Origin of the sequence: Flavobacterium sp. (assembly GCF_046293665.1) — a bacterium.
Taxonomy (GTDB): Bacteria; Bacteroidota; Bacteroidia; order Flavobacteriales; family Flavobacteriaceae; genus Flavobacterium.
In genome coordinates this window covers 680,973-707,520 of the sequence record NZ_JBKBOL010000001.1, presented here as the reverse complement: position 1 = coordinate 707,520, position 26,548 = coordinate 680,973, and the positions used below count along the sequence as shown (strand labels likewise).

The following is a 26,548-nucleotide window of genomic DNA, read 5'->3' as shown; positions in this document are numbered from 1 at the left end:
AAGTTAGTTTGGGAATTTATTACTGCATTTCGCCACGCAAAGAAGTCTCAAAAATGGTTTTGAAAACAGTTGGCGCCACATTTTGTCCAAGCAGATACATTAATTTGGTAATCGCGGCTTCTGTCGTGATGTCTTTACCTGAAATTACGCCTATTTTCTTGAGCTGTGTACTCGTTTCATATTGACCCATATTCACACTTCCTCCTGAACATTGGGTTACATTCACAACGTGCAAACCGCTTTTGATGGCTTTCTTTAAAATTTGGATGAACCATTCTTCGGTTGGTGCGTTACCTGAACCGTAAGTTTCTAAAACTATTCCTTTTAGGTTTGGAATGGCCACAATAGCCGATAAAACCGATTCACTGATTCCGGGAAACATTTTTACAATAACCACATTGTCATCAAGTTCTTTATGAACAGATAATTTTTTGGCCGTTTGTTTTTGTAAAACTGCATTCGGATTAATATTTAAATGCACACCGGATTCGGCTAAAGGCGGATAATTGGGCGATGTGAAAGCGTTAAAATGTTCCGCGTTGATTTTGGTAGTGCGATTACCACGGTATAATTTGTATTCAAAATAAAGACCAACTTCTTGAATAACAGATTTTCCTTTTTGTTGTAAAGAGGCTATTTGTATGGCAGTAATTAAATTCTCTTTAGCATCCGTTCTCAAATCTCCTATAGGCAATTGTGAACCGGTAAAAACAACCGGCTTGCTCAGATTCTCCAACATAAAACTTAAAGCGGAAGCGGTATACGACATAGTATCCGAACCGTGAAGCACCACAAAACCATCAAAAGCATGGTAATTTTCTTCGATAATTGAGGCAATCTTGACCCACTTTTGAGGATTCATATTTGAAGAATCAATGGGTTTATCGAAAGAAACCGTTTCGATATTGCACTCCAATTGTTTCAATTCCGGGATTTTTTGCAACAACTTTTTAAAGTTAAAAGCTTTTAACGCGCCGGTTTCAAAATCTTTCATCATACCAATGGTTCCACCGGTATAAATAAGCAATATATTGGGTTTAGATTGCATTCTGATATTTGGATTTATTCACCACCGGATTGGCATACATCGCCAAGAAACTTTCCAACATTTGCGGATTATTTTCGTCGATTTTCATCTCCAATCTTCTTTCAAAAAGTGACTTCTCATTTTCAGTGTAAAAGGCAGCGTATTGGTCTGTTTTGTGCAACAAATCGTAAGCGATATAATTCGTCGGCCACAACATATAACTCTGCAAAATTGAATCGTCTATGGTTTGAGCCAAAGCTTGAATTTGCTTGTTGTTGTTGTCGAATTCAGAGGCTATTGCATCCAATTCGCTATCCAAAACATCTCCAATATGAATATGAATGCGTTTCTTTTGGCCTATGATGCCGCTTAAAAGTGTAACGAAATCTTCGTTTTTTTCTTTGATATAAATTTCGTTTTTGGCTTCCGCGATTAATTGTGGCATTTTCAACGCATCCGTAGGATCATATTCATAAGAAATAGAAACCGGTACGATTTTTAACTTTTTGAAATAATCCATCAAATTTTTTTCATCCGAACCCATTCCGAGCATTTTCAATACGCCTGAATGTGTGGCATCGTTACCGTCTTTGGTTCTACCTTCGCGTTGAGCGATCCAAACCGAACGATTTTCGCGCAACAATAATTGACCTATGTATTCCGACATTAACTTAGAACTTTCCAAAAGTTCTCTTGGTGGTAAACCTCTTTGGACCAAAAAGTTTCTGTTGAGTTTGGATAACGTTTTTAAAAACGATTTTTGCACCAAATTATCGCCAATCGCCGAAGCCGTCATAACCAAACCATGGTCAAATAATGCGACATTCAACAAAGAAGTATCTAAAATAATATCGCGATGATTGGAAATAAAAAGATAAGATGTATTCTTTTCAAGCTTTTCAAAACCTGAGGTTGTAAGTCCTTCTGAGCTTTTTTTAAGCACTTTTTGTACCGCTTGGTAAATAAAATTGCATTGGAAATCGCGAATAGAATGCGTTTTTTTGAGTTGGCTTTTCCAAACTTCTTCGTCCACATCCGGAAACGTGAAACCCATTAAAGCCTTCATCATCGGATGATTGACTGCAGATTGAATGGCCTCATTCACTTCAGTATCATAAAACGGACGAATGGAATCGAATTTCTGCATTAATCTTTCAATTTTGATGAACAAAAGAACAAAAAAAAAGTCAATTTATCACGTTTTCTTCGTTAAATCCCAAAAATGGTTTTTGAATTTTCGGTAGTAATTCGGGCGATTTCTTCTAGTGGAACTTGGTATATCTGGGCTAATTTTTCGGCTACCAATTTAGTGTAGCTACTTTCATTTCGCTTGCCACGGAAAGGCACCGGCGCCAAATAAGGTGAATCGGTTTCGAGTACAATGTGTTGCAAATCAATTTCGTGCAAAAATTGGTCAATCTTTCCGTTTTTAAAAGTCGCCACGCCGCCAATTCCAAGCTTCATATTCAAGTCGATTGCCCTTTTGGCTTGACCGAAATCACCGGTAAAACAATGAAATATTCCGAATAAATCGGTTGCCTTTTCACCGTCTAAAACTTCAAAAACTTCATCAAACGCATCGCGACAGTGAATATTGATGGCTAAATTATGTTTTTTTGCCAATTGTATTTGGCGTTGGAAAGCTTCTTGCTGAATGGTCAAAGTAGTTTTGTCCCAATACAAATCGATTCCTATTTCACCAACGGTATAAAAAATCCGCTTTGACAATTCCTTTTCCACATGTTCCAATTCCTCCAAATACGTTTCAGGTTTTACATAACACGGATGCAAACCCATCATCAGAAATACATTGTCGGGAAATTGGGTTTCCAAATCATACATTTTTTGGGTATACGTCGAATCAATAGAAGGCACAAAAAAGCGAGAAACACCTGCATCGATGGCTCTCAGAATCATTTCTGTTCTGTCATTTTGGAATTCTTCGGAATAAAGATGCGTATGTGTATCGGTTAAAATCATTAGTAAAAGTGGCTGAGTTTCTGAGTGGCTAAGTTACTAAGTTTATATAGATTTTTGAATTACATTTGAGAACCAATTCAACGCTATGAAAAATCTGCAGGATTTACTAAAAAAAGAAAAGTACAAGAAAATCAACTTTAAAGTTTCGAAAACACAACATTTGTTAATTAAAGCAACAATCAACGGTATTTCGGGGAATTTTATATTGGATACCGGTGCTTCAAATAGTTGTGTTGGTTTTGAGGGTATTGAAAAATTTAGCTTAAAAGCCCGAAAATCCAAAACCAAAGCATCGGGCGCAGGCGGAACTGGTATGATGACTCAGATTGCTAAAAATAACTTTTTAAAGATCGGCCGTTGGAAAACCTCAGAACTTCATTTAGTCATTTTTGACATGACTCATGTAAACCAAGCCCTGCAACAATACAAAGCTAAACCCGTTGACGGAATTATTGGTGCCGATGTTTTATTGGAAGGAAAGGCGATTATTGATTATTATAACCATTGCCTTTACCTGAAATAAAGTGCTTTTTCATAGAATAGTACGCCAAAATTGTACTAATCAACATCAAGAAACTTCCCAAAATAAAAGGCGCGCCCGGCAATTTGAATGGCGCTTCATCATGGGTGAAAAAGTAAAACGTGTTGGTCATCATTAACGGGCCGATAATCGCCGAGGCACTCATCAAACTCGCCAAAGTGCCCTGAATTTCTCCTTGTTCATTAGCCGGAACTTTACCCGAAACTTCTGATTGCAAAGCCGGACCGGCAATTCCGCCGAGACAATACGGAATCAAAAAAACGAACATCATCCAACTTTCAGTAGCGAAAGCGAAAAGTAACATTCCGATGGTATATAAAGACAACCCAACATAAATACTTTTTTGATTTCCCAATCTCGGACTGGTCCAACGAATTAATCCGCCTTGTACGATTCCAACTAACAATCCTACGGCTCCAAGCGAAAGACCAACCATTTTTTCATCCCAATTGAAGCGATACATGGTGAAGAAACTCCAATTGCTGTGAACGGCATGTGAACCAACATACAAAAGAAAAATGGCTATAACCAGTCCGATAATAGACGGATATTTTCTCAAGTTGATTAAAGCATTTATAGGATTAGCACGCTTCCATTCAAATTCACGGCGGTTCTTTTTGGCCAAAGATTCTGGCAGAATAAAATAGCCGTATAAGAAGTTCAACATACACAAAACAGCGGCGGCATAAAATGGCACTCTCGAACCAAATTGTCCTAACAAGCCACCAATCACCGGACCAATAATAAAGCCTAAACCAAAAGCAGCACCTATCATTCCGAAGTTTTTAGCACGGTTCTCTGGCGTACTGACATCGGCTATATAAGCGGAAGCTGTGGTAATACTGGCGCCGGTCAATCCGGCAATAATCCTTCCAACAAAAAGCCAAGTTATCGTTGGTGCAAAAGCCAACAACAAATAATCCATGGAAAAGGCAAAAAGTGAGATTAAAATAATAGGTCTTCTCCCAAATTTATCACTCAGATTCCCAATCAAAGGCGCGCAAACAAACTGCGTTATCGCATAGGCAAAAGTCAGCCAACCACCGTATTTTGCTGCTTCACTGATATCAGCCTGAATGAGTTCGGAAATTAATTTGGGTATTACCGGTATGATAATTCCCCAACCAGTAATATCAATCAGCATCGTGATGAAAATAAATCCTATCGCAGCTTCTTTTTTGTTTTGCTTCATAGATTAGTTTTTGGGCGTTACCCTTCGGGTCGGGCTTTCCGCAGTACACGGTACTTGCTCCAATCCCTAACGCAGTATGCAAATAAACAAAAAATCCTGCTCAGAAAACCAAGCGGGATTTAATATACAGGTTCGCCTCATCAAAAGAAGGTAAAAACTCTATAGTTCAAAGGTCTTTTCAGCCAATGAAAAAAAGCAAAACCCGACATTTTCAGTCGGGCTGCTAACCACAATTATTATAAATACTCAACAAGTCTTATGATTTTTTCAACTGAAATCATCATTAGTCCTAGTAAAACTGGTTGTTTCTTTTACGCTGTAGACTACTTTTCCAGTTTCAACCAAAAATAGTCATTCCATCCTTCAATTAAACGGGTTGGATCGGTATTCTTAGTTCGGTCTTGCTCCGGAATTAAAACTATTTTTTTATCCTTAACTGTGAATTTGTAAAGTCTTGGATTGGCTTCTCCTTCAATGGTCAATTCAATTCTGTAAGCACCATCGGTTAAATCGGCAAATTTAATTTCACCCGGTTTGTTTACTAATTTGAACGCACACTGCGTTTCATTCCATTTGGCTTGTTCTACTTGTGCTGTATTTGGGCCGTTACCGTAATGTTGCGCATACAATTTGTTGTCTTTGAACATATTCACCGACCATTTTACGCTCTTGTTTGTCTTTCTGCTGTTTGATGGATTCGGCATAAATTCTTCGTGGGTGATATAAAACCCGAAAAGAAGATTTCCGCTATCGGCATGATTCAAATAGGCGAAGTTATTCCATGGACCACGAACCACATACATTTCATTCATTGCCGCATACGGATCATTATTAGTCAATTTCACCAATTCAAAATCAAACGAATAAAACATTTTGTCTCCGGCATAAAAATCCAATCTGTAATTGCCCGGTCCCCAATCTGTAATAAATGATTCCGAATGGCCTACCCATTCGCCATCACGTTGGTAGCGACTAGTTGGTTCATTGAATTTTGTTTTCTTTCCGTCATCAAAAACTTGGTTTCCCGAATATTCAAAGTAGTTCATGTATTGGTTGTCTTTGAACACCTTGATTCTTAAATATTCCGACTGATCTGAAGAGGCATTAACGGTTCTTCCGTCAACTGTTTTATTGGGAATAAAAGTGGCTGTATAACTATTAATTAATCCCGGACTAGAACCTGTTCCGTAAAGTAATGAGTTAAACGTTACCGCCGGTGTTTGTTTGAACGTGGTCCAATCCAATTTAAAACCTGTAGGGAAACCTCCGCCGCCTTTTTTCTTTTTACCTCCTTTGGTTTCACTGGCTTTTTCAACCACTTCCGATGCCTGACTGGCTGTGTTTTTTGCTTTGTTTAATTTGTTTAATAATTGAGCATTAGTAGTTCCAAAAGAAAACAATACTAATCCTAAAAGGATAACATTTTTTTTCATCTTATTTAATTTCCAAAAATTTTAATTTTGAGTTGATTTAAGTCCAAAACTATTGGAAATGAACTGCCGAAACAATATATGTATCGGACTATTTATAAATAATCAGTCGATTAAATCAGTGCTATTTTATTGATTTTAAAACACTTAATTTGTATTTTCTAACTTTTCGATATAATAATTCGGAGAGAGTCCGGTTTGCTTTTTAAAAACGCGAACCAGTGTATTAGCATCTTTATAACCCACTTCTTCGGCTATGGCCTGCAAGGTATATTTTCGAAAATGTGGTGTGTCAACTAACTTTTGGAGAACATAATGGATGCGCAATTCTTGGGTATATTCCGAAAAAGATTTTTGCATCACTTGATTGAAGTATTGCGACAAATAGGCCGTATTGGTATTTAATTTTTTAGCCACATAAGCCAATTTGAAATTCGGGTCTAAAAAAGCTTCTTTCTGCTCTAATTTTTTTAACCCTAACGATATTTTTTCGATAAGTTCCTCATCAATTGTTTGCTTGGGTTGTGCTTCAGTGGTATTGATTCGTATTTTATTAATACTGGAGGTTTTGTATTCTTTTAGGTCTTGAATGATTTTTTTAAATCGATAATGCTTTTCTTTCTGATTCTTATGATAATAATAAAAACTGAAAACAACTATTCCTAAAACAATCAAAATACCGAAAAGAGACATTTTAAAATAATTCTTGGCCGCAATGATTTTATTGGATTCCTCTTTAATGATATTTAAATCATAGTTGTGGAGAAAATTTAGAGATTTATTTTTAATGCTTTCAATAGACTGAATTAAGGCTAAACTTTTTTGGGCGTAGCGATAAGCATTCTTGCTGTCTTTTTTTTCATTATAACATTGTGTCATAATGTTATAGGCCATTAACAAGTTTTCTTTAGAAACTTTAGTCAAGGGATAACTTTTTATGTATTTTTTACTGTAGAAAAAGGCAGAATCCACTTGCTTTGTATGATAAAAACAGTCGGCCATTCCTAAATCAAATACCTGCACTGTTCTTAAATTATCTTGAAGAACCGGATACTTTTTCCCTTTTCTGTATAAAGACAATGATTTGTGATAATCTCCTGCCAAAGCTGCACTCTTAGCTTCCCGCATGTACAACAATACTTTGGTATAGTCAGGGTAAAAATTATCTTCTAGCAACATTCTAGCTGCTGCATTGAAGTAATAATTAGCGGAATCTAAATAAACTGCTTTTTTTGATTGGAGGTAATACTGTTGGTAGGCTTCGCCTATGAAATTGTACTTGTCTGCAAACAATTTTTTATTCATTACCTTTTTCTCACCAACTCCCAACTTTAGGTGCGGCGAGGTCTTTAATTCTCGCTTTAACATTGCAATCCCGGTAACATAATCACCCATGGCCACTTTTATTAAGCCATATTGTTCGTTAAAAGGAGTATTAGGTAAACGTTTTTTATATTTATCCAAATAAAAAAGAGCCAAGTCGTATTCTCCTAAATTTTTATGGATATAGAAAAGTTTGTTAACACACATCGCCAATAAATCCTGATATACTTTGCTTGACGTGGCATTATCTTTTTTTTCAATATTTTCAATAAGTGCTAGGAGAAGTTGCTTGGAATGAATAAACTCAGATTTATTGTAGAAATAATTGGCCACATAATAGTTGCCAAAAAAACGGAATAACTCTTTATCCGAATTACTGATTTCCAAAGCTTCAGCATAAGCTTGCTCCGGATTGGCAATAAGATGCTCTTGTATGCTTCGGGTTTTTTTGATTTCGAGCTCACTTAACTCCTGAGAAAATACCGAAGAAAAGGACAATAATATTATAAAATGACAGATAATTTTAGACATGGGGAAAACTGAAAAATACTGCTGATAAACTTTAAGGCGCTAAAATAAATAATAACCTATAGCTTTTATTCTTGAAGGTTATTTTTTTTAAATTTAACTAATCCTTTGGGCTAAAAAAATCCCGTCTCGTTTAAAACAAGACGGGATTTACATATATAGGCGCCTCATCCGAGGCAGGTAGAAACCCTAAAGCTCTAAAGCTTTCTTAGGGTTGTTATTCATCAAAATTTCTACCGGATTTTCCAACGCTTCTTTTACCGCTACTAAGAATCCAACCGACTCGCGTCCGTCAATGATTCTGTGGTCATACGATAAGGCTACGTACATTACCGGAGCAATTACGATTTGTCCGTTTCTTACGATAGCTCTTTCCACTACGTTGTGCATTCCTAAAATTCCTGATTGTGGCGGGTTGATGATTGGTGTGCTCAACATACTTCCGAAAACTCCACCGTTAGAAATGGTAAAGGTTCCGCCGGTCATTTCATCTACCGTGATTTGTCCGTCACGAGCGCGTAATGCTAATCTTTTGATTTCTGCTTCTACGCCTCTGAAAGATAGTGTTTCTGCATTTCTCATTACCGGAACCATCAAACCTTTTGGTCCTGAAACGGCAACAGAGATATCACAGAAGTCATAAGAAATCTTCTCTTGACCGTCGATCATTGAGTTTACATCCGGATATAATTGTAAAGCGCGAGTTACGGCTTTAGTAAAGAAAGACATAAAGCCTAATCCTAACCCGTGTTTGGCTTTGAATTCTTCTTTGTATTGATCACGCAACGCGTAAATATTGGTCATGTCAACCTCGTTGAAAGTAGTCAACATAGCGGTTTCGTTTTTGGCAGACACTAATCTTTCCGCTACTTTACGACGCAACATCGACAATTTTGTTCTTTCAGATCCACGACTTCCACCGGTTGGTGTTCCCATAGAAGGCACAGCATTTACCGCATCTTCTTTAGTGATTCTGCCGTCTTTTCCGGTTCCAACGATGTCAGATGGTTGGATGTTTTTTTCGTCTAATATTTTTCTTGCTGCAGGTGATGGTGTTTGCGCTGCGTATGTTGTAGCGGCTACCGGAGCAACTTTTACTTCTTCTTTTTTAGGAGCTTCAGCTTTTGGTACTTCAACAGCGGCTGGCTTAGCTTCTGCTGCAGGAGCAGAACCGCTTGGTTTTGCTGCATCAGTGTCGATTAAACAAACTACAGCGCCAACGGCTACTGCGTCACCTTCTTCGGCTTTTAGCGTGATAATTCCGCTGGCTTCTGCCGGTAACTCTAGGGTTGCTTTATCTGAATCAACCTCAGCAATGGCTTGGTCTTTTTCAACGTAATCGCCGTCTTTTACCAACCACGTGGCTATTTCTACTTCTTTAATCGATTCTCCCGGTGATGGGACTTTCATTTCTAAAATCATGGTTTATAATTTTATGTGTTGTTCTTGTTTTGTTTTTATTTTCTAGCCCCGATTGTAGTGGAAATCCTCGAAGAGATTGCAACGGAAAGCGGGAAATAGCTCCTAACAATTATCTGAATAAATTCTTGTCAAATACCATTCTGATGGCATCGGCATGACGTCTTCTATCTCTTGTGTGACTTCCGGCGGCCGGAGCGGCATAAGCTTTTAACGAAGCCAAACGCCATGGCACTAAGTCGAAATTCATTAGCATATAGCTGTAAGCTCCCATGTTTTTTGGTTCTTCTTGAGCCCAAACGAAATCGTCGGCATTCGGATAACTTGCAATCACCGCTTTCAATTGCTCAACCGGTAACGGGAACAACTGCTCGATGCGTACCAAAGCTACGTCATTTCTGTTTAAATTTTCTCTTTCAGCTAAAATATCGTAATAGAACTTTCCGGTACAGAACACTAGTGTTTTTACTTTTTTCTTATCGATTGAAGCATCATCGATTACTTCTTGGAATTGACCGTTGTACAATTCTTCACGAGTGGAAACGCACAATGGGTGACGCAACAAACTTTTTGGCGAGAATACCACCAAAGGTTTGCGGAATTTAGTCTTCATTTGGCGACGCAACAAGTGGAAGAAATTCGCCGGAGTCGTACAATCGGCTACGAACATATTGTGTCTGGCACACAACTGTAAATAACGCTCCATACGTGCTGACGAGTGCTCAGCACCTTGTCCTTCGTATCCGTGAGGCAACAATAATACGATTCCGTTTTGGTTGTTCCATTTGTCTTCTCCACAGGAAATGTACTGGTCGATCATGATTTGCGCACCGTTTGAGAAATCTCCGAACTGGGCTTCCCAAATGGTTAAGGCGTTTGGATTGGCTAAGGCATAACCGTAATCAAACCCTAAAACGCCATATTCTGAAAGGAAAGAATTGAATACATTGAACTTTCCTTTTTTATCTTTTACTGCATTCAACAGAATTACTTCTTCTTCACTATCTTCTACTTTTACTACGGCATGACGGTGCGAGAAGGTTCCTCTTTCAACGTCTTGTCCGGAGATACGAACATCGTAGCCTTCGGTTAATAACGAACCGTAAGCCAATGTTTCTGCCGTTCCCCAATCGATAGTATTGTTGTCATACATCGTTTTTCTATCGGTCACGATTTTGGAAATCTTGCTGATGAATTTTTTGTCCGATGGTAAAGTCGAAATGGTTTCCAAGATGGCATTCAATTTCTTTTGGTCGAATTTGGTGTCTACTTTTTTCAACATTTCGTCATCTGAAACCTGCACAAAACCTTCCCATTCGTCTTGCATAAAAGGTTTGATGATGGTCAAATCTTTTTTACGAGAAGCTTGAAGATTTTCATCTAGCTTGGCTTTGTAATCGTTCTCTATTTTGGTAACATAAGCGGCGTCAACAATTCCGGCTGTGATTAATTTCTCTGAGTAAATGTCTCTCGGGTTTTTGTGACGGGCAATCAATTTGTATAATAATGGTTGGGTAAAACGAGGTTCATCGCCTTCGTTGTGACCATATTTTCTGTAGCCCAATAAATCGATGAAAACATCTCTACCAAATTCCATTCTGAAATCCAAGGCAAATAGCATGGCATGAACAACCGCTTCTGCATTATCCGAATTTACGTGAAGGATTGGCGATAAAGTTACTTTAGCCACATCGGTACAATAGGTTGACGAACGCGCATCTAAATAATTGGTCGTAAATCCGACTTGATTATTAATCACAATATGAATGGTTCCTCCGGTTTTGTAACCGTCTAATTGCGCCATTTGCACAATTTCGTAAACGATTCCTTGTCCGGCCACCGCTGCATCACCGTGAACAGCGATTGGCAATACTTTGGAGAAATCATCCGGGAAATATTTATCTTGTTTAGCACGAGTAATTCCTTCAATCACGGCACCAACGGTTTCCAAGTGAGATGGATTCGGAGCCAAATTGATATTGATTTTTTTACCCGATTGGGTTTTTCTTTCCGAGGTTAATCCTAAGTGGTACTTTACATCACCGTCGAAATATTCTTTATCGTAATCTTTTCCGTCAAATTCGGAGAAAATATCTTGTGTTGCTTTGCCGAAGATATTGGCTAGTGTATTCAAACGACCTCTGTGCGCCATTCCCATGACGAAATGCTCTACGCCTTTTTCGGCGGCTGTTTCAATCAACGCATCTAGCGCCGGAATGATACTTTCACCACCTTCCAAAGAGAAACGTTTTTGCCCAACATATTTGGTGTGCAAAAAGTTTTCGAAAGAAACCGCTTCGTTGAGTTTTCCTAAAATGTGTTTCTTTTGCTCGGCATTAAAATCAGGCTGGTTGTCGTTTTTATTTAATCTTTCTTGAACCCAATTGACAAAAATCGGATTTTCCATGTGCATGTATTCGATACCAATGTGTTGGCAATACATACGCTGTAAAACAGCAAGAATCTCTTTTAAGGTTGATGGTTGTTTTCCTAAAATTTTGGCAGCATCAAAAACCGTCTCTAAATCGGCTGAAGACAAACCGAAATTTTGCAAGTCTAAATTCGGCTCATAAACTCTTCTGTCTCTAACCGGATTGGTTTGGGTAAATAAGTGACCTCGGGTTCTGTAGCCATCGATTAATCTTAATACGTTAAATTCTTTTTGCAATTTATCGGAAACGATACTACAATCTTGATTACCGGTAAATGCTCCGGCTATTTGTGCTACAGCATTTTCCTCATTATAGGTCGTCATTCCAAAGTCGAAACCTTGTAAAAAGGCTCTCCAACTTGGTTCTACGCTATCGGGATTTTGAAGGTATTGTTCGTATAAATCGGCAAAAAATTCGGTGTGTGCTGCGTTTAAAAAGGAAAACCTATCCATGATTTTATCAGTAAATAATCTTAGTGTTAGAAAATCAGTTGCAAAAGTATGACATTTGTGATAATCTTTCAATGTTTTTAGTACATTTATAACGCTATTTTAACTCGCTACTTTAGATGAAAAAGAATACGATTCAAAATTCGATGCGATTTTTACTTTTACTTGCCTTTTTAGGAATTTCGCAAACTGTTTTATCGCAAGAAAATACATTACCTAAAGCCAAAACTAGTGGTTTTTGGGACCATGTGCAATTTGGCGGCGGATTTGGTTTGGCCATCGGGAACGGCTTTACTGACATAACAATTGCTCCGAGTGCGATTTACAACTTCAATGAGTTTTTTGCCTTAGGAACAGGATTGCAATACAGCCGATTGAAACAAAAGAATTTTTACTCTTCTAATGTAGTTGGCGGAAGTGTGATTGGTTTATTTAATCCGCTGGAGGAAATTCAACTTTCCTTAGAAGTAGAGCAAGTACATGTGAGCACCACTTATACTGATTTGTACGACAACGTAAAAAGAAGTTTTTGGAACACCGGTTTGTATGTTGGCGGTGGTTATCGTGCCGATAATGTTACAATTGGCGCCCGATTCAATTTGCTTTTTGACAAAGACAAAGATTTGTATGGCGATGCGTTTATGCCGTTTATCAGAGTATATTTTTAAGTTATGAAAAAGCTATTTTGTTTATCGTTTTTGCTTTTAAGTTTTATTGGGTTTTCTCAGAATACTGTTTCTTTAGTTTTGGGTAAAACTAATGGTTCATTTTCTTCTAGTATGCCAAGTTTTAACCTGAAAGACATTTCTTTTAGCTTGAATCTATCGGACAAAAAAAGTTATGCCGATAAGTATTGGCTAACCGTTTACAATCCGATGACGCAAATGAATGACCATTATGTCAATGTCAGTGACCGATATCATTTGAGTAATCACAAGTCGTTTCCCATTAATAATTTCGATGGAACGAGAATAGATTCCTTTAATCCAAATGGTGCTTGTGATTTTGGTAGTGGAATTGTCAGCGGTCTTTTAAATATGATTATTGACAAGTTTTAATACTTGTTCCGAAACCAAACCTTCATCCATTCTCTTTTCAACACCAAAAAAGCGATTTGCTCAGCAAGTTCGACTGTATCACTACCGTCTAATTGTTTGATGTTTTCTTCAGGTACGTCAATGATATAGAGTAAATTGAGCAGTTCTGCGTATTTGTATTGAATTAATCGATAGATTTTTTCGTGGATTTGCACTTTCAACTCGTATGGCGAAGTACTTTGCGGAAAATCAATTGGTTCGTTGGCAAAATTGAAATCCTTGTTGAGTTGCTCAATGAGTTTGGCGTACAAGTTTTCTTTCTCGGCTTCCGAAAGTAAATTATCTGTATTACTAGGCGAAACGAAATTAGACATTTCTACTCATTAGTTTATCTCCAAAAGCTCTCAAAACAAACTTTTTATCTTCGCTGATATTCATTTGTTCCAAGGTTTCAAACGCCTTTAAAGTATAGTCTTGAATCGCACTTTGCGTTGCATCACTAGCTCCGGTTTGGTTGAAAATTTGTTTTACCGAGTTGATTTTATCGGTATTGTCACTAGGCTGAATAGAGAACAAATGCAACAACTGTTCTTTTTCTTCCGGTTTTGAATATTCTAGAGCTTTTAGGTATAAATAGGTTTTTTTATTCTCGATGATATCGCCACCAACTTGCTTTCCAAAAGTTTCCGGATTACCAAAGGCATCTAAATAATCGTCTTGTAATTGGAAGGCAATGCCTAAATTCAATCCGAAATCGTAAATCGCATTCGCATTTTCATCTGAAGTTTCGGCTACAATAGCGCCCATTTTCATCGCGGCGCCAACCAAAACAGCAGTTTTATATTCAATCATTTTCAGGTATTCCGGAATCGTCACATCGTCTCGGGTTTCAAAATCGACATCATATTGTTGTCCTTCACAAACTTCTAAAGCGGTTTTACTGAATAATTTGGCCAATTCTCTAAAGACATTGGGTTCATAATTTTCAAAAAACTGGTACGCTAAAATCAGCATCGCATCGCCGGAAAGAATGCCGGTATTCAAATTCCACTTTTCATGTACGGTTTCGTTTCCTCTTCGCAACGGCGCATCGTCCATAATATCATCATGAATTAGCGAGAAATTGTGAAAAACCTCCACAGCAGTAGCGGCTTGAATGGCTTTTTGGCAATCGGTATCAAAAACTTCAGCAGCCATTAGCGTTAAAATCGGACGCAATCTTTTGCCACCTAAAGAGAGAATATAACGAATCGGTTCATATAAATTATTCGGCTCTTTTTCGAGAGTTAATGTGTCAAAATGAGTCGTAATTATGTTTTGGTAATCGGAAATGGCGCGCATGAAAAATATTTTCGGCTAATTTAGGTTATTCTCACCGCTTTACAAAAACGTCCTATTTTCTTCCAATGTTAAATTTACGTTAATACTTAGGAAACTATTTTAGTGTTAAAAGTTTCCATTATACATTTGCGACATAATTTTAACATTCTCATGAAAGATAAAATCATCAAAAAAGCGACGGATATGTTTTTGAAACTGGGTTTCAAGAGCGTTACTATGGATGATATTGCTTGCGAAATGTGTATTTCTAAAAAAACGATTTACAAGTATTTCAGCAATAAAGAAAAGCTAATTGAAGAAGGTACCGAGGTAGTGCATCAAAAAATTCACACTATGATGGATGAAGTGATGGCTCAAAACCACAATGCCATTGCCGAAAATTTTCAAATGAGAGAAATGTTCAAACAGATGTTTCAATCTTTTGATCAATCTCCGGCCTATCAACTCAAAAAGCATTATCCTGAAATTTACGAAAAAATGATGGCTAATGAAATTGAGGATTGCAGTCATATGTTCCGTCAGAATATTGTCAAAGGAATTGCCGAAGGTTTATATCGCAAGGAAACCGATATTGAATCGGCTGTGAAATTTTATTACACGCTCATCTTTTCCATCAACGAAAATACGATGTTGGAAAAAGATGCCTACGAACTCGAAGCCAAAGCGCTCGAATACCATACCCGAGCTATTGCTACCGCCGAAGGAATTATTGAACTCGAAAAACATTTAAAAACCAATATATAATCATCAATCTATGAAACACAAGTTAATAATCATCTTGCTCTTGACCATTGGCTTTATGAAAGCTCAAGAACAAAAACAAAGTTATTCCTTTAGTCTCCAACAGGCTATTGACTATGCCATTAAAAACAATTATGCTTCCCTCAATGCCGACCGAGACATTGCTGCCGCTAAGCAAAAGAAATGGGAAACCACAGCCGCAGGTTTACCCCAAATTAATGCCGGTCTGAGTTACATCAATAATTTTGAGTTAACCCAGCAAGGCGCAGCAGGTGGTGGACCATTTGGCGGAAGCCCATCAGAAGTCTTAACTTTTGCTTTTGGCACCAAACACAATATGAATGCCCAAGCAACGTTGAGCCAATTGATTTTTGACGGTTCCTATATCGTAGCGCTTCAAGCCTCAAAAACGTATTTGAAATACTATGAAAATGCGAAACAAAAAAGCAATACCGAAATTCGAGAAATGGTAGTGAATGCCTACGGTAATGTTTTATTGGCGCAGGAAAGCATTTCTATTTTAGAAAAAAACAAAACGACCTTATCCAAAACGCTTTTTGACACACAGGAAACCTATAAAAACGGTTTAATTGAAGAAGAAAATGTAGAACAATTACAAATTACATTATCCTCAATCGAAAGCAATTTGAACAATACCAAAAGGCTTTTAGAGGTAGCCACTAAAATGTTGAAATTCACTTTGGGAATGGACATTGACGATGAATTAACGTTGACCGACAAATTAGACAATCTTTCTACTTCTAATTTAGATTTGGCTTTTAGTCAAGGTGGATTTACGGTTGACAATAACATTAATTATCAAATGGCTACCAATTTTCAAGAGCAAAGAGCTTTGGAGTTAAAGCTGCAAAAAAGTAAAGCGTTACCAACCTTGAGTGCTGCTTTAAACTTTGGTTACAATGCCTTTGGAAACGAATTCACCTTTGCCAATAGCGATCAAAAATGGAATAACTTTTCCAATTTAGGAGTAAGTTTAAATGTGCCAATCTTTAGCAGTTTCGGGAGAAGTGCCAAAACACAGCAAGCCAAAATTGCTTTAGAACAAGCCAAAACCCAATTGACGCAAACCGAACAACAGTTGAAATTAGAATACGAAAGAGCCAAAAGCGACTATGAGTTCAGTATTGAAGAATACGCCACTTCCAAAAGCAATTTGAATTTGGCCGAACGAATTGAAAAAAAGCAACAAATCAAATTTACCGAAGGTTTGTCCTCTAGTTTTGACTTCAGTGAAGCACAACGACAGTTGTATTCTGCACAACAAAACTACCTGCAATCTATGGTAAACATCATCAATAAAAAAGCAACTCTTGAAAAAATCATCAATAAAAACTAATCTATACATTATGAAGAAGACAATTATACTATCTCTTTTAGCCGTAGTGCTTTACGCTTGTGGTAATAAAGAAAACACGCAGCCGGTTGACCAATTGATTGCTGCCAAAAACGTAAACGCTTTACAAGCTAAAAAAACAGCTTTACAGGGAGAAATTGCTAAAATCGAAGAAGCTTTGGCAACATTAGACGTTAAAAAAGAAGAAGCTCTAGTTGCGGTATTGACTGTAAAAGATACAATTTTCACTCATTATCTTGACATTCAAGGAAGTGTTGACACCAAAGAAAATATTTTGGTTCAACCGGAATTCAGCGGTACTTTAACTTCGCTAACCGTTAAAGCCGGACAAAGTGTTGCTAAAGGTCAAATCCTGGGTCGCGTTGATGATGGCGGAATGAGTTCACAGTTGGCTAGTGCCGAAAACCAATACAATTTGGCCAAAACGACTTACGAAAGACAAAAAAATCTTTGGGACAAAAAAATCGGTTCTGAAATTCAATACTTGCAAGCAGAAGCGCAAATGATTTCGGCACAAAAAAGTGTGGCACAAATCAAAGCTCAATTGGCTAAAACCATAATTCGTGCACCATTCACCGGTACTATCGATGAAGTTTTTGTTGAAAAAGGACAAGTAGTGGCACCAAGCGCTCAAGGCTTAATGCGAATTGTAAACTTAAACAACATGTATGTTTCGACAACTGTTCCTGAAACTTATATCGGAAAATTGAAAGTAGGCACTTTGGTAGATGTGTATTTAACTTCTTTAAACAAAACGTATAAAGGAAAAGTTCGTCAAGTGGGTAACTTCATCAATCCAAGCAACAGAAGTTTTGGTATCGAAGTGAGTGTGCCAAATCCGGACAACTTATTACGTCCGAATCAAGTAGCCAAGTTAAAAATTACTGATTATGTTAACAAAGATGCGATTGTAGTGCCAACCAATGTAGTTCAAGAAGACGGAACAGGTGCAAAATACGTTTACACCGTTGAAGGCAGTAATGGAAAAACAGGAACCGCCAAAAAAGTATTGGTAACCGTAGGAAAATCAGCTGAGAATGTAACCGAAATCCTTAGTGGTTTATCTGCAAACGACATTATTGTTACCGAAGGCGTGAATAATATTTCGGAAGGAATGAAATTAAATTTCTAATATCAAATATTAGATATCAAATATCCAAAATTTAATATCTAATATCTAAAATCTAATATTAAATGAGTCACCAAAATAAAGAATTCGGAATATCGAGTTGGGCAGTTGACAACAGAGTCACTGTGTATATCTTCACTTTTTTGATTGTTATTACCGGTTTAATCGCCTATGTAACAATGCCACGTGAAGATTTCCCGGAAATTATCGAAAATAAAATTTACGTTTCTTCTGTTTTTCCGGGGAATTCAGCCGAAGACGTTGAAAAATTAATTGTCAAGCCACTGGAAAAAGAATTCAAAAACATCAGTGGAATTGAAAAAATAACCGCCAGTTCGTTTCAGGATTACGGAATGATTATCGTTGAATTCGGCGATAAAGTGGGTGTTGAAGAAGCCAAAACCAAAATCAAAGACAAAGTCGATGTGGTAAAAGCCGACACCGATTGGCCGAATTTGGACAACGGAAGTAAAGTTGAACCTAGCGTTTTCGAATTGAACATTTCAGAAGAAGTGCCGATTTTGAACATCAACTTAAAAGGAAATTACACCACACAACAACTTAAAAAATACGGCGAAAAACTGCAAGATGATATTGAAGAAATTGCCGAAGTAAAAAAAGTTGACATCCTTGGTGTTGATGACAAAGAAGTTGAAATCGCCGTTGATATTTTCAAAATGACTGCTGCACAGGTTTCGTTTGACGACATTCAAAATGCCGTGAAATATGAAAACATGACACTTTCGGGTGGAAATTTAACTTCGCAAGGTTCTCGAAATAACATTAGAATCGTTGGAGAAATCAAAGACCCGAAAGAATTAGAAAATGTAATCGTAAAATCTTTTGGCGGAAGCGTTTACCTAAAAGATATCGCCACAGTAAGTTTCAAAGAAAAAGAGAAAACGACTTACGCTCGTGAAAAAGGAAAAGAAGTCGTGATGTTGAACGTGAAAAAACGTTCGGGTCAAAACATGATTTCTGCGATTGAGCAAGTCAAAGAAAGAATCGAATTGGCGAAACAAAATTATTTGCCTTCAGATTTAAAAATCGATTTAACCAATGACCAATCTTCGCGTGTAGAACACCAAGTAGACGAATTGTCCAACCACATTATCTTCGGAATTGTGTTGGTAATGATTGTCTTGATGTTTACCATGGGATTGCGAAACTCCTTATTCGTAGGTGCGGCGATTCCATTGTCAATGTTGATGGCGTTTACAATTCTTTCTGCTTTCGGAATGACGTTAAATACGATGGTGTTGTTCGGACTCGTAATGGGATTAGGAATGTTAGTGGATGACGGAATTGTAGTGGTCGACAACGTGTTTGCCAATATGAAAAAAGGTATGCCGCGTATTCAAGCATCGAAAATCGGTATTGGCGAAATCGCTTGGCCGGTAATTTCTTCAACAGCAACGACTTTGATGGCATTTTTACCTTTTGCATTATGGCCTGGAACTATGGGTAAATTTATGATTTACTTTCCGTTGACGCTTTCGGTAACATTAGGCGCGTCGTTATTCGTGGCGATGATTGTCAATGCGGCGATGACCGGTGGTTCTATGGATATTGAAGACCGAAATGTAACCAACAAATCTGCCAAAACCTATTCGATTGTTTTCGGAATCATAGCGGTTATTTTTGTGATTCTCGGTAATGTATACGATTCAAAATTAGGAAGAGGAATTGGTCACTTAGCGCTTATTGCATTAGGATTAATGTGGTTGTACAAATTGAAATTGTACCAATGGACACAAGATTTTCAACATAACTTTTTCCCTAGAATGGAAGAAAAGTACAAACGCTTTTTGGCCAAAATCCTAACCGGAAGAAATGCTTGGTATGCTTTGGTAACCATCATCGGAATGTTGTTCTTATCTTTTATCTTGTTAGGTATTTTCCCGAGAAAAGTATTGTTCTTCCCGGACAATATTCCGAATCAGGCTATTGTTTATATCGAATATCCGCAAGGAACTGATATCGAGAAAACCAACAAGGCTACTTTATATGTAGAAAAACAAGTAATCAATATTTTAAGCAAATATGTTGATGAAAAAAATCCAAACGAGAACTTCTTAGCCGAAAGTATCGTTTCGCAAGTTGGTGTCGGTGCCGGAAATCCAAATGTTGATGCCGGTTCTGCTTCGGAAACCCCTTTTAAAGGAAAAGTTACGGTAAACTTCTCGGAGTTCAAATTCCGTCAAGGTATCAACACTTCCGATGTTTTAGAAGAAATTCGCGGCAAAGTAAAAGGCATAGCTGGAGCGATAGTTACGGTTGAAAAAGATGCCAATGGTCCGCCGGCAGGTTATCCTATTTCGGTACAATTAACCGGTTCCGATTATGACCAAATGATTGCGCAAGCCGATAAAATGATCAACTACATCAACAGCAAAAACATTCCCGGAATCGAGAAATTGAGCGTTGATGTCAACAAACAAAGTCCGGAATTGGAAGTAAGCGTAGATCGTGTAAATGCAGGAAGTGCCGGAGTTACCACAGGTCAATTAGGATTCAATTTACGTCGTTCTTTATATGGTCAGGAAATTTCAACTTATAAAGAAGGTGATGACGACTATAATATTGTGGTGAGATTGCAGGAAGACCAACGTAAGAATGAGAACATTTTGTTCAACCAATCGTTGACCTTCAGAAATCAAAACAACGGACAAATCGTGCAAGTGCCAATTTCTGCCGTATCTGAAACAGAGAAAACGTACACGTACAACCAAATCAAAAGAAAAGGTTACAAACGTATCATGACCATTTATTCCAATGTAATAACCGGTTATAATGCGGATGAAATTACGAAACAGATTGAAACAGAATTAAAAGGATACGAATTGCCAAAAGGCATTACCTATTCGTTCTCAGGCGTACAAGAAGAACAAGGCAAAAATCAGAGTTTCTTACTTTATGCACTGTTCTTAGCTATGGCAGGAATTACGATTATCATCGTGTTACAATTTAACTCGGTTTCTAAAACCATAGTGATTTTGTTCACTGTATTGTTGAGTTTCAGTGGTGTTTTCTATGGTTATGTTATTGCTAATATGGATTTCGTAATCCTGATGACCATGATGGGAATTATTTCCTTGGCTGGAATTGTGGTAAAAAACGGAATCGTATTAATGGATTTCTTCGTCTTGTTATTAGACAAAAAAGTAGCCGACAAAGCGGTGGAAAGTCACGATGATTTATCGCTTGAGGAAATCAAAGAAGTGATTATTGAAAGTGGAAAATCGCGTTTGCGTCCGGTATTGCTAACCGCATTGACCGCTGTTTTAGGATTAATTCCGTTGGCGATCGGATTGAACTTTGACTTCTTCGGATTGATCACCGATTTAAATCCGCACTTATATATGGGCGGTGACAACGTAATTTTCTGGGGACCATTGGCCTGGACGATTATCTTCGGATTGACCTATGCTACGGTATTGACCTTAGTTATGGTTCCGGTAATGTTCTTCTTGGTGAAACGAACTAAATATTGGTTGCGTGACCGAAGAGAAAGAAGAAAAACTGTTGAAGCATAATTTTGATAGTTGCAAATAAAAAAGGGAACTCAATTGAGTTCCCTTTTTTACTTTAAATAATTAACTTTTATTTATTAACGATAGCGTCTTGTTTCCAAGATTTTACCGAAGCTACACGGCTATCAGCATAATCTACTTCGCTTAATGATTTGTTGTTCCAAAAGAACCATTTCCCGGTTTTTTGACCATTAGTGTATTCCCCAATAGATTTTTTATTACCGTTTTCATCATAAGCAACCCATTGTCCGGTGATTTTACCGTCTTTAAAATAACCTTGTTGTTGTACTTTACCATTTTCATAGTAATAGGTCGCTTTTACTAAGTTTCCTTCTTGTTCTAAAACCGGCTTAGCAGTTTGAGCAAAAGTGAATCCTGAGATAAATAATGCTCCTAAAATCAATATCTTTTTCATAATCGTAGGTTTAAGTTGTTCATAATTACATAACAAAGCTACAATATAATTTACAATAAAAAAACTTTTGCTTAACAATTTGGTAACATTGAGTGAAAACTTAACATTGGGATTTTATTTTTTAGACAAAAAAACCACCCGGTTTGGGTGGCTCATGTATTGGTTTTACTGATTTTAATTCAATAATTTATTCAATTGTTCTTGTAGTCTTGGATCAGATGGTCTTTTCGCATCTGCATCAACAACAACGCCTTTTGGGTCGATTAATATGAATCTTGGAATAGAATTTACTTCAAAAGCTTTAACAAATTCCGTTTGGTTCGCTTTAGCGGCATACAATTGAGTACCGGTCAATTGTTTTTCGGTTACAAATGTTTTCCATTTCTCATAATCCTTTTCAGCATCAATTGAAACACTCACAAATTCAATGTTCTTACCATGAAACGTTTCTTCCATTTTCTTTAAAGAAGGAATCTCCGCACGACATGGTCCGCACCAAGTGGCCCATAAATCTACATAAACGTATTTTCCTTTCAAACTTTCCAAAGTGGTTTTGCCACCTTTATGATTTTCAAAATCAAAATTAGGCGCCGCCACATTGTTCATCTTTTTCTTGGCTAATGACATGGTATAATATTGTTGCAATTGACCAATATTGGCTTCGGTTCCTTTCTTCAACATATCTACCAAATTCGCATCAATTTTTGAAGCTTCTAAACTGGCAATTTGCGTCGCCTTAAGTTCTTCAGTTGCTTTTTTGAAACTTTCAGCATCTAACTCCAACATCGTTTGAAAATCAATACTGTTCTCTTGCAAAGTTCGTTTGGCTAAAAAATTATTTTCTGCGGCACCATTTCCAGTAAATGCTATAGTCTCATCAAATTTTGCAGCATCCATGGTCATTTTTAGATTATAACCGTTTTTCAAATACAAATTGGCATATTCTACGCCATCAAATAACTGATACAATCCTTCTTTGATTGGAAAAGTGGCTTTAAAATTACCTTTTGTATCTGCCTCAATTTTTTGAATGGTTTCTCTACCGCTATTGATAAAAAGTGTGTTGCCGTTTTTGTTGGCAATCTCTGCCTGAAAAGTCATAGTCTCCTGAGCAATAGCCAAACAGGAAACCATTACAGTTAAAATAAAGCTAACTATTTTCTTCATAAGTGTGTGTGTTAATTTTTAAGATACCAAATATACTTGTTTTGTCTATTCAAAAATTAAAGATTAACTTAAATTTGATTTGGCTCTTCAAGCGTTTAATTGGTATAAGTTTTTTACTTTTGCCAAAAATTTATTCTAAATGTATAGAAGTCATAATTGTGGCCAATTAAACGCCACTCATATTAATAAGAAAGTTACGCTTGCCGGTTGGGTTCAAAAATCACGTGACAAAGGTTTTATGATTTGGGTAGATTTGCGCGACCGCTACGGTATCACCCAATTAATCTTTGACGAACAAAGAACTGACAAAGCCGTTTTCGAAAAAGCCAAATCGCTTGGAAGAGAATTCGTAATTCAGGTAAAAGGAACTGTGATTGAGCGGGAGTCCAAAAACCCGAATATGACTACCGGTGATATCGAAATTTTGGTGTCTGAACTGACTTTATTAAATGCTTCTATTCTTCCGCCATTTACTATTGAAGATGAAACCGACGGTGGTGAAGACATCCGAATGAAATACCGTTACTTAGATATTAGAAGAAATCCGGTAAAAAACTCCTTGCTTTTCCGTCATAAAGTGGCGATGGAAGTGCGTAAATATTTATCCGATTTGGATTTCTGTGAAGTGGAAACCCCTTATTTAATCAAATCGACTCCGGAAGGTGCCAGAGATTTCGTGGTTCCAAGCCGAATGAACGAAGGACAATTTTATGCCTTACCGCAATCGCCTCAAACCTTCAAACAATTGTTGATGGTAGGTGGCATGGACAAATATTTTCAAATCGTAAAATGTTTCCGTGACGAAGATTTGCGTGCCGACAGACAACCGGAATTCACCCAAATCGATTGCGAAATGGCATTCGTTGAACAAGAAGATATTTTAAACGTTTTCGAAGGATTGACGCGTCATTTATTGAAAGAAATCAAAGGCATTGACGTAGCAGAATTCCCGAGAATGACCTATGATTACGCCATGAAAACCTACGGTAACGACAAACCGGATATTCGTTTTGATATGAAATTCGGTGAACTAAATGCTGTTGCCCAACATAAAGATTTCCCTGTCTTCAATTCGGCCGAATTGGTAGTTGGAATTGCCGCTCCGGGTTGTGCTTCATATACTCGTAAAGAAATTGACGCCCTAATTGACTGGGTAAAACGTCCGCAAGTCGGTGCATCCGGAATGGTTTACGTAAAATGTGAAGAAGACGGAACTTTTAAATCATCGGTAGATAAGTTTTATGATCAAGACGATTTGAAAAAATGGGCAGAAGCTACGAATGCTAAGGCTGGCGACTTAATTTTAGTACTTTCAGGAAACGCTAACAAAACAAGAACACAATTGTCAGCACTTCGTATGGAAGTAGCAACAAGATTAGGTTTGAGAAAACCCGACGAGTTTGCACCGTTATGGGTGGTAGATTTTCCTTTATTAGAATGGGACGAAGAAAGCGAAAGATACCACGCAATGCATCATCCGTTTACATCACCCAAACCGGAAGACATGAAACTCATTGAAACCGAACCGGGAAAAGTACGCGCCAATGCTTATGATATGGTATTGAATGGAAATGAAATCGGCGGTGGTTCGATTCGTATTCACGATAAAGAGTTACAAAGCAGAATGTTCAGTCTGTTAGGATTTACTCCGGAACAAGCGCAAGACCAATTCGGATTCTTGATGAATGCTTTCCAATTTGGCGCACCGCCACACGGTGGTTTGGCTTTTGGATTGGATAGATTGGTGGCTATTTTGGGCGGACAAGAAACAATTCGCGACTTTATTGCTTTCCCAAAAAACAATTCAGGGCGAGATGTTATGATTGATGCACCATCAGCCATTGATGAAGCACAATTAAAAGAATTGTACATAAAATTAGACTTACCACAATAAATATCATATTCGCATTTTCAAAGAAAGCAATTATTTAAAAATTTATAAATAATTGCTTTTTTTGTTGTCATTTTTAGAATAATTCAAATACTGTACTGAAAATCATTTAATTATAATTTGAAAATTCTGAAAAAAATTTAACTTTTTATTTGATTTTTGTTGGCTATGTTACAAATAAGTATATCTTTGGACATTATTAATTATTTTTATATTACAAAATGCGCACAGGTAAAGTTAAATTCTTCAATGAATCAAAAGGTTACGGTTTTATTACTGACGACGAGACAGGAAAAGACATTTTCGTACATGCTACCGGAGTTAGAACTGAAGGTCTAGCTGAAGGTGATAAAGTATCTTACGAAGAAGAAGAAGGTAGAAAAGGTAAAGTAGCAGCTCAAGTAGTAGCTATCGAAGACTAATATATATTATTTTTTGATTACCTAAAATGACTCAACGTCCCGAAAATTTCGGGGCGTTTTTTTATACCCAAGCTCCTTATTTATAATCGGTTTAAATAAACCTGTTTAGGAAAGAAATAACAAACGTTTAGCTTTTCATTTTTGCGAATTAAATAATGCGATGTATATTTGTAGCTATTTTAATTTACTTCTAATTTTGAGCATTATGCAGTCTAATCAATTAGATTATTTACCAATCCTGATGCAAGCAGGTTTAGCAGTTGGATTTGTGGTCTTAACCATTATCGGCTCTAGCTTTTTAGGCCCAAAAAGACACTCTAAAAACAAAGACAAAAACTTCGAATGTGGTATTGAATCAGTCGGAAACGCCAGAATACCTTTTTCTGTAAAATATTTCTTAGTAGCAATTCTTTTCGTCCTTTTTGACGTAGAGGTGATTTTCCTTTACCCTTGGGCTATCAATTTCAAAGAATTGGGAATGGAAGGCATGATTAAAATGGTTATTTTCATGTCACTGCTATTGGTAGGCTTCTTCTATATCATCAAGAAGAAAGCTTTAGAGTGGGAATAATTAATTGCGACACGAGCGAAAGCGAAATGATGAAATAATTATAAATTACGAATTATAAATGAGTGATTCTAAAACAAATATGGTCGCTCCGCCGGAAGGAGTAGTTGGTGAAGGTTTCTTCGCTACCAAATTAAACGATGTTGTTGGATTAGCCAGAGCTAATTCACTTTGGCCATTGCCATTCGCGACTTCTTGTTGCGGAATCGAATTTATGGCTACCATGGCTTCTCACTACGATTTAGCACGCTTTGGTTCGGAAAGAGTAAGTTTCTCTCCGCGTCAAGCCGATATGCTGATGGTAATGGGAACGATTTCTAAAAAAATGGCTCCGATTTTACGTCAGGTTTACGAACAAATGTCAGAACCTCGTTGGGTAATTGCCGTTGGCGCTTGTGCTTCTTCAGGCGGTGTATTCGACACTTATTCTGTTTTACAAGGCATCGACAAAGTAATTCCGGTTGACGTTTACGTTCCGGGTTGTCCGCCAAGACCGGAACAAATTGTTGACGGCGTAATGCAATTACAAGAATTGGTGAAAAACGAATCGGTTCGCCGAAGAAGTTCACCGGAATATAAAGAATTATTAGCTTCTTATAACCTATAAT

The 26,548-nt window shown here is 37.3% G+C and carries 23 protein-coding genes; 11 read left to right on the top strand and 12 right to left on the bottom strand.

Translation table 11 applies throughout. The annotated features are described in order from the left end of the window. Positions 1–19: 19 nt before the first annotated feature. From ACK4R1_RS03190 to ACK4R1_RS03180, 3 genes are all read right to left on the bottom strand, one after another. A complete protein-coding gene (locus ACK4R1_RS03190) occupies positions 20–1,048 on the bottom strand; it encodes an asparaginase (RefSeq protein WP_409683533.1) in 1,029 nt (342 codons plus the stop codon). Next, on the bottom strand, positions 1,038–2,174 hold the full coding sequence (locus ACK4R1_RS03185) for a 1-acyl-sn-glycerol-3-phosphate acyltransferase (RefSeq protein WP_409683530.1): 1,137 nt from the start codon (positions 2,172–2,174) through the stop codon (positions 1,038–1,040). Before ACK4R1_RS03185 ends, ACK4R1_RS03190 begins: the two co-directional genes overlap by 11 nt. 62 nt (positions 2,175–2,236) lie before the next feature. Further along, positions 2,237–3,007, bottom strand: coding sequence for a TatD family hydrolase (locus ACK4R1_RS03180; protein WP_409683527.1), 771 nt, complete (start codon positions 3,005–3,007; stop codon positions 2,237–2,239). An 85-nt stretch (positions 3,008–3,092) separates the two neighbouring features. Between ACK4R1_RS03180 and ACK4R1_RS03175 the strand changes: the two genes are divergently transcribed. Beyond that, on the top strand, positions 3,093–3,530 hold the full coding sequence (locus ACK4R1_RS03175) for a retropepsin-like aspartic protease (RefSeq protein ID WP_409683524.1): 438 nt from the start codon (positions 3,093–3,095) through the stop codon (positions 3,528–3,530). Here the strand turns inward: ACK4R1_RS03175 and ACK4R1_RS03170 are convergent. The 5 genes from ACK4R1_RS03170 to ACK4R1_RS03150 form a co-directional block, all read right to left on the bottom strand. Further along, positions 3,493–4,740 carry a TCR/Tet family MFS transporter gene (locus tag ACK4R1_RS03170; protein ID WP_409683522.1) on the bottom strand — a complete coding sequence of 416 codons (1,248 nt, stop codon included), beginning with the start codon at positions 4,738–4,740 and terminating at the stop codon, positions 3,493–3,495. The two genes, ACK4R1_RS03175 and ACK4R1_RS03170, sit on opposite strands and share 38 nt — an antisense overlap. Positions 4,741–5,063: 323 nt before the next feature. Then, positions 5,064–6,173 carry a hypothetical protein gene (locus ACK4R1_RS03165; RefSeq protein WP_409683519.1) on the bottom strand — a complete coding sequence of 370 codons (1,110 nt, stop codon included), beginning with the start codon at positions 6,171–6,173 and terminating at the stop codon, positions 5,064–5,066. Between the two features lie 144 nt (positions 6,174–6,317). Further along, on the bottom strand, positions 6,318–8,024 hold the full coding sequence (locus tag ACK4R1_RS03160; protein ID WP_409683517.1) for a helix-turn-helix domain-containing protein: 1,707 nt from the start codon (positions 8,022–8,024) through the stop codon (positions 6,318–6,320). A 186-nt stretch (positions 8,025–8,210) separates the two neighbouring features. Continuing rightward, positions 8,211–9,443: a 2-oxoglutarate dehydrogenase complex dihydrolipoyllysine-residue succinyltransferase gene (gene odhB, locus ACK4R1_RS03155; protein ID WP_409683514.1), complete on the bottom strand. Its 1,233-nt coding sequence runs from the start codon at positions 9,441–9,443 to the stop codon at positions 8,211–8,213. Between the two features lie 109 nt (positions 9,444–9,552). Further along, a complete protein-coding gene (locus tag ACK4R1_RS03150; RefSeq protein ID WP_409684055.1) occupies positions 9,553–12,324 on the bottom strand; it encodes a 2-oxoglutarate dehydrogenase E1 component in 2,772 nt (923 codons plus the stop codon). 116 nt (positions 12,325–12,440) lie between these two features. Here ACK4R1_RS03150 and ACK4R1_RS03145 point away from each other — a divergent pair, with 116 nt between their 5' ends. Beyond that, positions 12,441–12,989: a hypothetical protein gene (locus tag ACK4R1_RS03145; protein ID WP_409683512.1), complete on the top strand. Its 549-nt coding sequence runs from the start codon at positions 12,441–12,443 to the stop codon at positions 12,987–12,989. Positions 12,990–12,992: 3 nt separating this feature from the next. Next, entirely contained in the window at positions 12,993–13,379 is a 387-nt protein-coding gene (locus ACK4R1_RS03140; protein WP_409683509.1) for a hypothetical protein, read from the top strand. Here the strand turns inward: ACK4R1_RS03140 and ACK4R1_RS03135 are convergent. Further along, a complete protein-coding gene (locus tag ACK4R1_RS03135; RefSeq protein WP_409683507.1) occupies positions 13,376–13,732 on the bottom strand; it encodes a hypothetical protein in 357 nt (118 codons plus the stop codon). The two genes, ACK4R1_RS03140 and ACK4R1_RS03135, sit on opposite strands and share 4 nt — an antisense overlap. Next, positions 13,725–14,699 (bottom strand): polyprenyl synthetase family protein, encoded by a 975-nt coding sequence (locus ACK4R1_RS03130; RefSeq protein WP_409683504.1) that lies wholly within the window; start codon positions 14,697–14,699, stop codon positions 13,725–13,727. The genes ACK4R1_RS03135 and ACK4R1_RS03130 overlap by 8 nt, the downstream gene beginning before the upstream one ends. A 150-nt stretch (positions 14,700–14,849) precedes the next feature. Here ACK4R1_RS03130 and ACK4R1_RS03125 point away from each other — a divergent pair, with 150 nt between their 5' ends. The 4 genes from ACK4R1_RS03125 (at position 14,850) to ACK4R1_RS03110 (ending at position 21,480) form a co-directional block, all read left to right on the top strand. After that, complete coding sequence (locus tag ACK4R1_RS03125) at positions 14,850–15,443, top strand: TetR/AcrR family transcriptional regulator (protein WP_409683501.1); 594 nt, start codon at positions 14,850–14,852, stop codon at positions 15,441–15,443. 10 nt (positions 15,444–15,453) lie between these two features. Then, the gene (locus ACK4R1_RS03120) at positions 15,454–16,797 is read left to right on the top strand and encodes a TolC family protein (RefSeq protein WP_409683499.1); all 1,344 of its coding nucleotides are present in this window, start codon (positions 15,454–15,456) and stop codon (positions 16,795–16,797) included. 10 nt (positions 16,798–16,807) lie between these two features. After that, the gene (locus ACK4R1_RS03115; RefSeq protein WP_409683496.1) at positions 16,808–17,947 is read left to right on the top strand and encodes an efflux RND transporter periplasmic adaptor subunit; all 1,140 of its coding nucleotides are present in this window, start codon (positions 16,808–16,810) and stop codon (positions 17,945–17,947) included. 62 nt (positions 17,948–18,009) lie between these two features. After that, positions 18,010–21,480 (top strand): efflux RND transporter permease subunit, encoded by a 3,471-nt coding sequence (locus ACK4R1_RS03110; RefSeq protein WP_409683493.1) that lies wholly within the window; start codon positions 18,010–18,012, stop codon positions 21,478–21,480. A 67-nt stretch (positions 21,481–21,547) separates the two neighbouring features. On the opposite strand, the gene ACK4R1_RS03105 is transcribed toward ACK4R1_RS03110, so the two are convergent. Then, positions 21,548–21,892, bottom strand: coding sequence for a toxin-antitoxin system YwqK family antitoxin (locus ACK4R1_RS03105; protein WP_409683490.1), 345 nt, complete (start codon positions 21,890–21,892; stop codon positions 21,548–21,550). 174 nt (positions 21,893–22,066) lie between these two features. After that, positions 22,067–23,059, bottom strand: a complete 993-nt coding sequence (locus ACK4R1_RS03100; protein WP_409683488.1) for a TlpA family protein disulfide reductase — start codon at positions 23,057–23,059, stop codon at positions 22,067–22,069. Positions 23,060–23,198: 139 nt separating this feature from the next. Here ACK4R1_RS03100 and aspS point away from each other — a divergent pair, with 139 nt between their 5' ends. The 4 genes from aspS to ACK4R1_RS03080 all read left to right on the top strand — a co-directional run bounded on the left by aspS (position 23,199) and on the right by ACK4R1_RS03080 (position 26,547). Next, positions 23,199–24,953, top strand: a complete 1,755-nt coding sequence (gene aspS, locus ACK4R1_RS03095) for an aspartate--tRNA ligase (protein WP_409683485.1) — start codon at positions 23,199–23,201, stop codon at positions 24,951–24,953. A 218-nt stretch (positions 24,954–25,171) separates the two neighbouring features. Next, the gene (locus tag ACK4R1_RS03090) at positions 25,172–25,372 is read left to right on the top strand and encodes a cold-shock protein (RefSeq protein WP_121312451.1); all 201 of its coding nucleotides are present in this window, start codon (positions 25,172–25,174) and stop codon (positions 25,370–25,372) included. Positions 25,373–25,577: 205 nt separating this feature from the next. Beyond that, positions 25,578–25,943: an NADH-quinone oxidoreductase subunit A gene (locus ACK4R1_RS03085; protein WP_121312450.1), complete on the top strand. Its 366-nt coding sequence runs from the start codon at positions 25,578–25,580 to the stop codon at positions 25,941–25,943. A 58-nt stretch (positions 25,944–26,001) separates the two neighbouring features. Next, positions 26,002–26,547, top strand: a complete 546-nt coding sequence (locus ACK4R1_RS03080) for an NADH-quinone oxidoreductase subunit B (protein WP_187659378.1) — start codon at positions 26,002–26,004, stop codon at positions 26,545–26,547. The last annotated feature ends 1 nt before the right edge of the window (position 26,548 follow it).

Coding starts and splice junctions, on each gene's coding strand:
- ACK4R1_RS03190 (WP_409683533.1), bottom strand. CDS start 1,048: ATGCAATCTAAACCCAATATATTGCTTATTTATACCGGTGGAACCATT.
- ACK4R1_RS03185 (WP_409683530.1), bottom strand. CDS start 2,174: ATGCAGAAATTCGATTCCATTCGTCCGTTTTATGATACTGAAGTGAAT.
- ACK4R1_RS03180 (WP_409683527.1), bottom strand. CDS start 3,007: ATGATTTTAACCGATACACATACGCATCTTTATTCCGAAGAATTCCAA.
- ACK4R1_RS03175 (WP_409683524.1), top strand. CDS start 3,093: ATGAAAAATCTGCAGGATTTACTAAAAAAAGAAAAGTACAAGAAAATC.
- ACK4R1_RS03170 (WP_409683522.1), bottom strand. CDS start 4,740: ATGAAGCAAAACAAAAAAGAAGCTGCGATAGGATTTATTTTCATCACG.
- ACK4R1_RS03165 (WP_409683519.1), bottom strand. CDS start 6,173: ATGAAAAAAAATGTTATCCTTTTAGGATTAGTATTGTTTTCTTTTGGA.
- ACK4R1_RS03160 (WP_409683517.1), bottom strand. CDS start 8,024: ATGTCTAAAATTATCTGTCATTTTATAATATTATTGTCCTTTTCTTCG.
- odhB (WP_409683514.1), bottom strand. CDS start 9,443: ATGATTTTAGAAATGAAAGTCCCATCACCGGGAGAATCGATTAAAGAA.
- ACK4R1_RS03150 (WP_409684055.1), bottom strand. CDS start 12,324: ATGGATAGGTTTTCCTTTTTAAACGCAGCACACACCGAATTTTTTGCC.
- ACK4R1_RS03145 (WP_409683512.1), top strand. CDS start 12,441: ATGAAAAAGAATACGATTCAAAATTCGATGCGATTTTTACTTTTACTT.
- ACK4R1_RS03140 (WP_409683509.1), top strand. CDS start 12,993: ATGAAAAAGCTATTTTGTTTATCGTTTTTGCTTTTAAGTTTTATTGGG.
- ACK4R1_RS03135 (WP_409683507.1), bottom strand. CDS start 13,732: ATGTCTAATTTCGTTTCGCCTAGTAATACAGATAATTTACTTTCGGAA.
- ACK4R1_RS03130 (WP_409683504.1), bottom strand. CDS start 14,699: ATGCGCGCCATTTCCGATTACCAAAACATAATTACGACTCATTTTGAC.
- ACK4R1_RS03125 (WP_409683501.1), top strand. CDS start 14,850: ATGAAAGATAAAATCATCAAAAAAGCGACGGATATGTTTTTGAAACTG.
- ACK4R1_RS03120 (WP_409683499.1), top strand. CDS start 15,454: ATGAAACACAAGTTAATAATCATCTTGCTCTTGACCATTGGCTTTATG.
- ACK4R1_RS03115 (WP_409683496.1), top strand. CDS start 16,808: ATGAAGAAGACAATTATACTATCTCTTTTAGCCGTAGTGCTTTACGCT.
- ACK4R1_RS03110 (WP_409683493.1), top strand. CDS start 18,010: ATGAGTCACCAAAATAAAGAATTCGGAATATCGAGTTGGGCAGTTGAC.
- ACK4R1_RS03105 (WP_409683490.1), bottom strand. CDS start 21,892: ATGAAAAAGATATTGATTTTAGGAGCATTATTTATCTCAGGATTCACT.
- ACK4R1_RS03100 (WP_409683488.1), bottom strand. CDS start 23,059: ATGAAGAAAATAGTTAGCTTTATTTTAACTGTAATGGTTTCCTGTTTG.
- aspS (WP_409683485.1), top strand. CDS start 23,199: ATGTATAGAAGTCATAATTGTGGCCAATTAAACGCCACTCATATTAAT.
- ACK4R1_RS03090 (WP_121312451.1), top strand. CDS start 25,172: ATGCGCACAGGTAAAGTTAAATTCTTCAATGAATCAAAAGGTTACGGT.
- ACK4R1_RS03085 (WP_121312450.1), top strand. CDS start 25,578: ATGCAGTCTAATCAATTAGATTATTTACCAATCCTGATGCAAGCAGGT.
- ACK4R1_RS03080 (WP_187659378.1), top strand. CDS start 26,002: ATGAGTGATTCTAAAACAAATATGGTCGCTCCGCCGGAAGGAGTAGTT.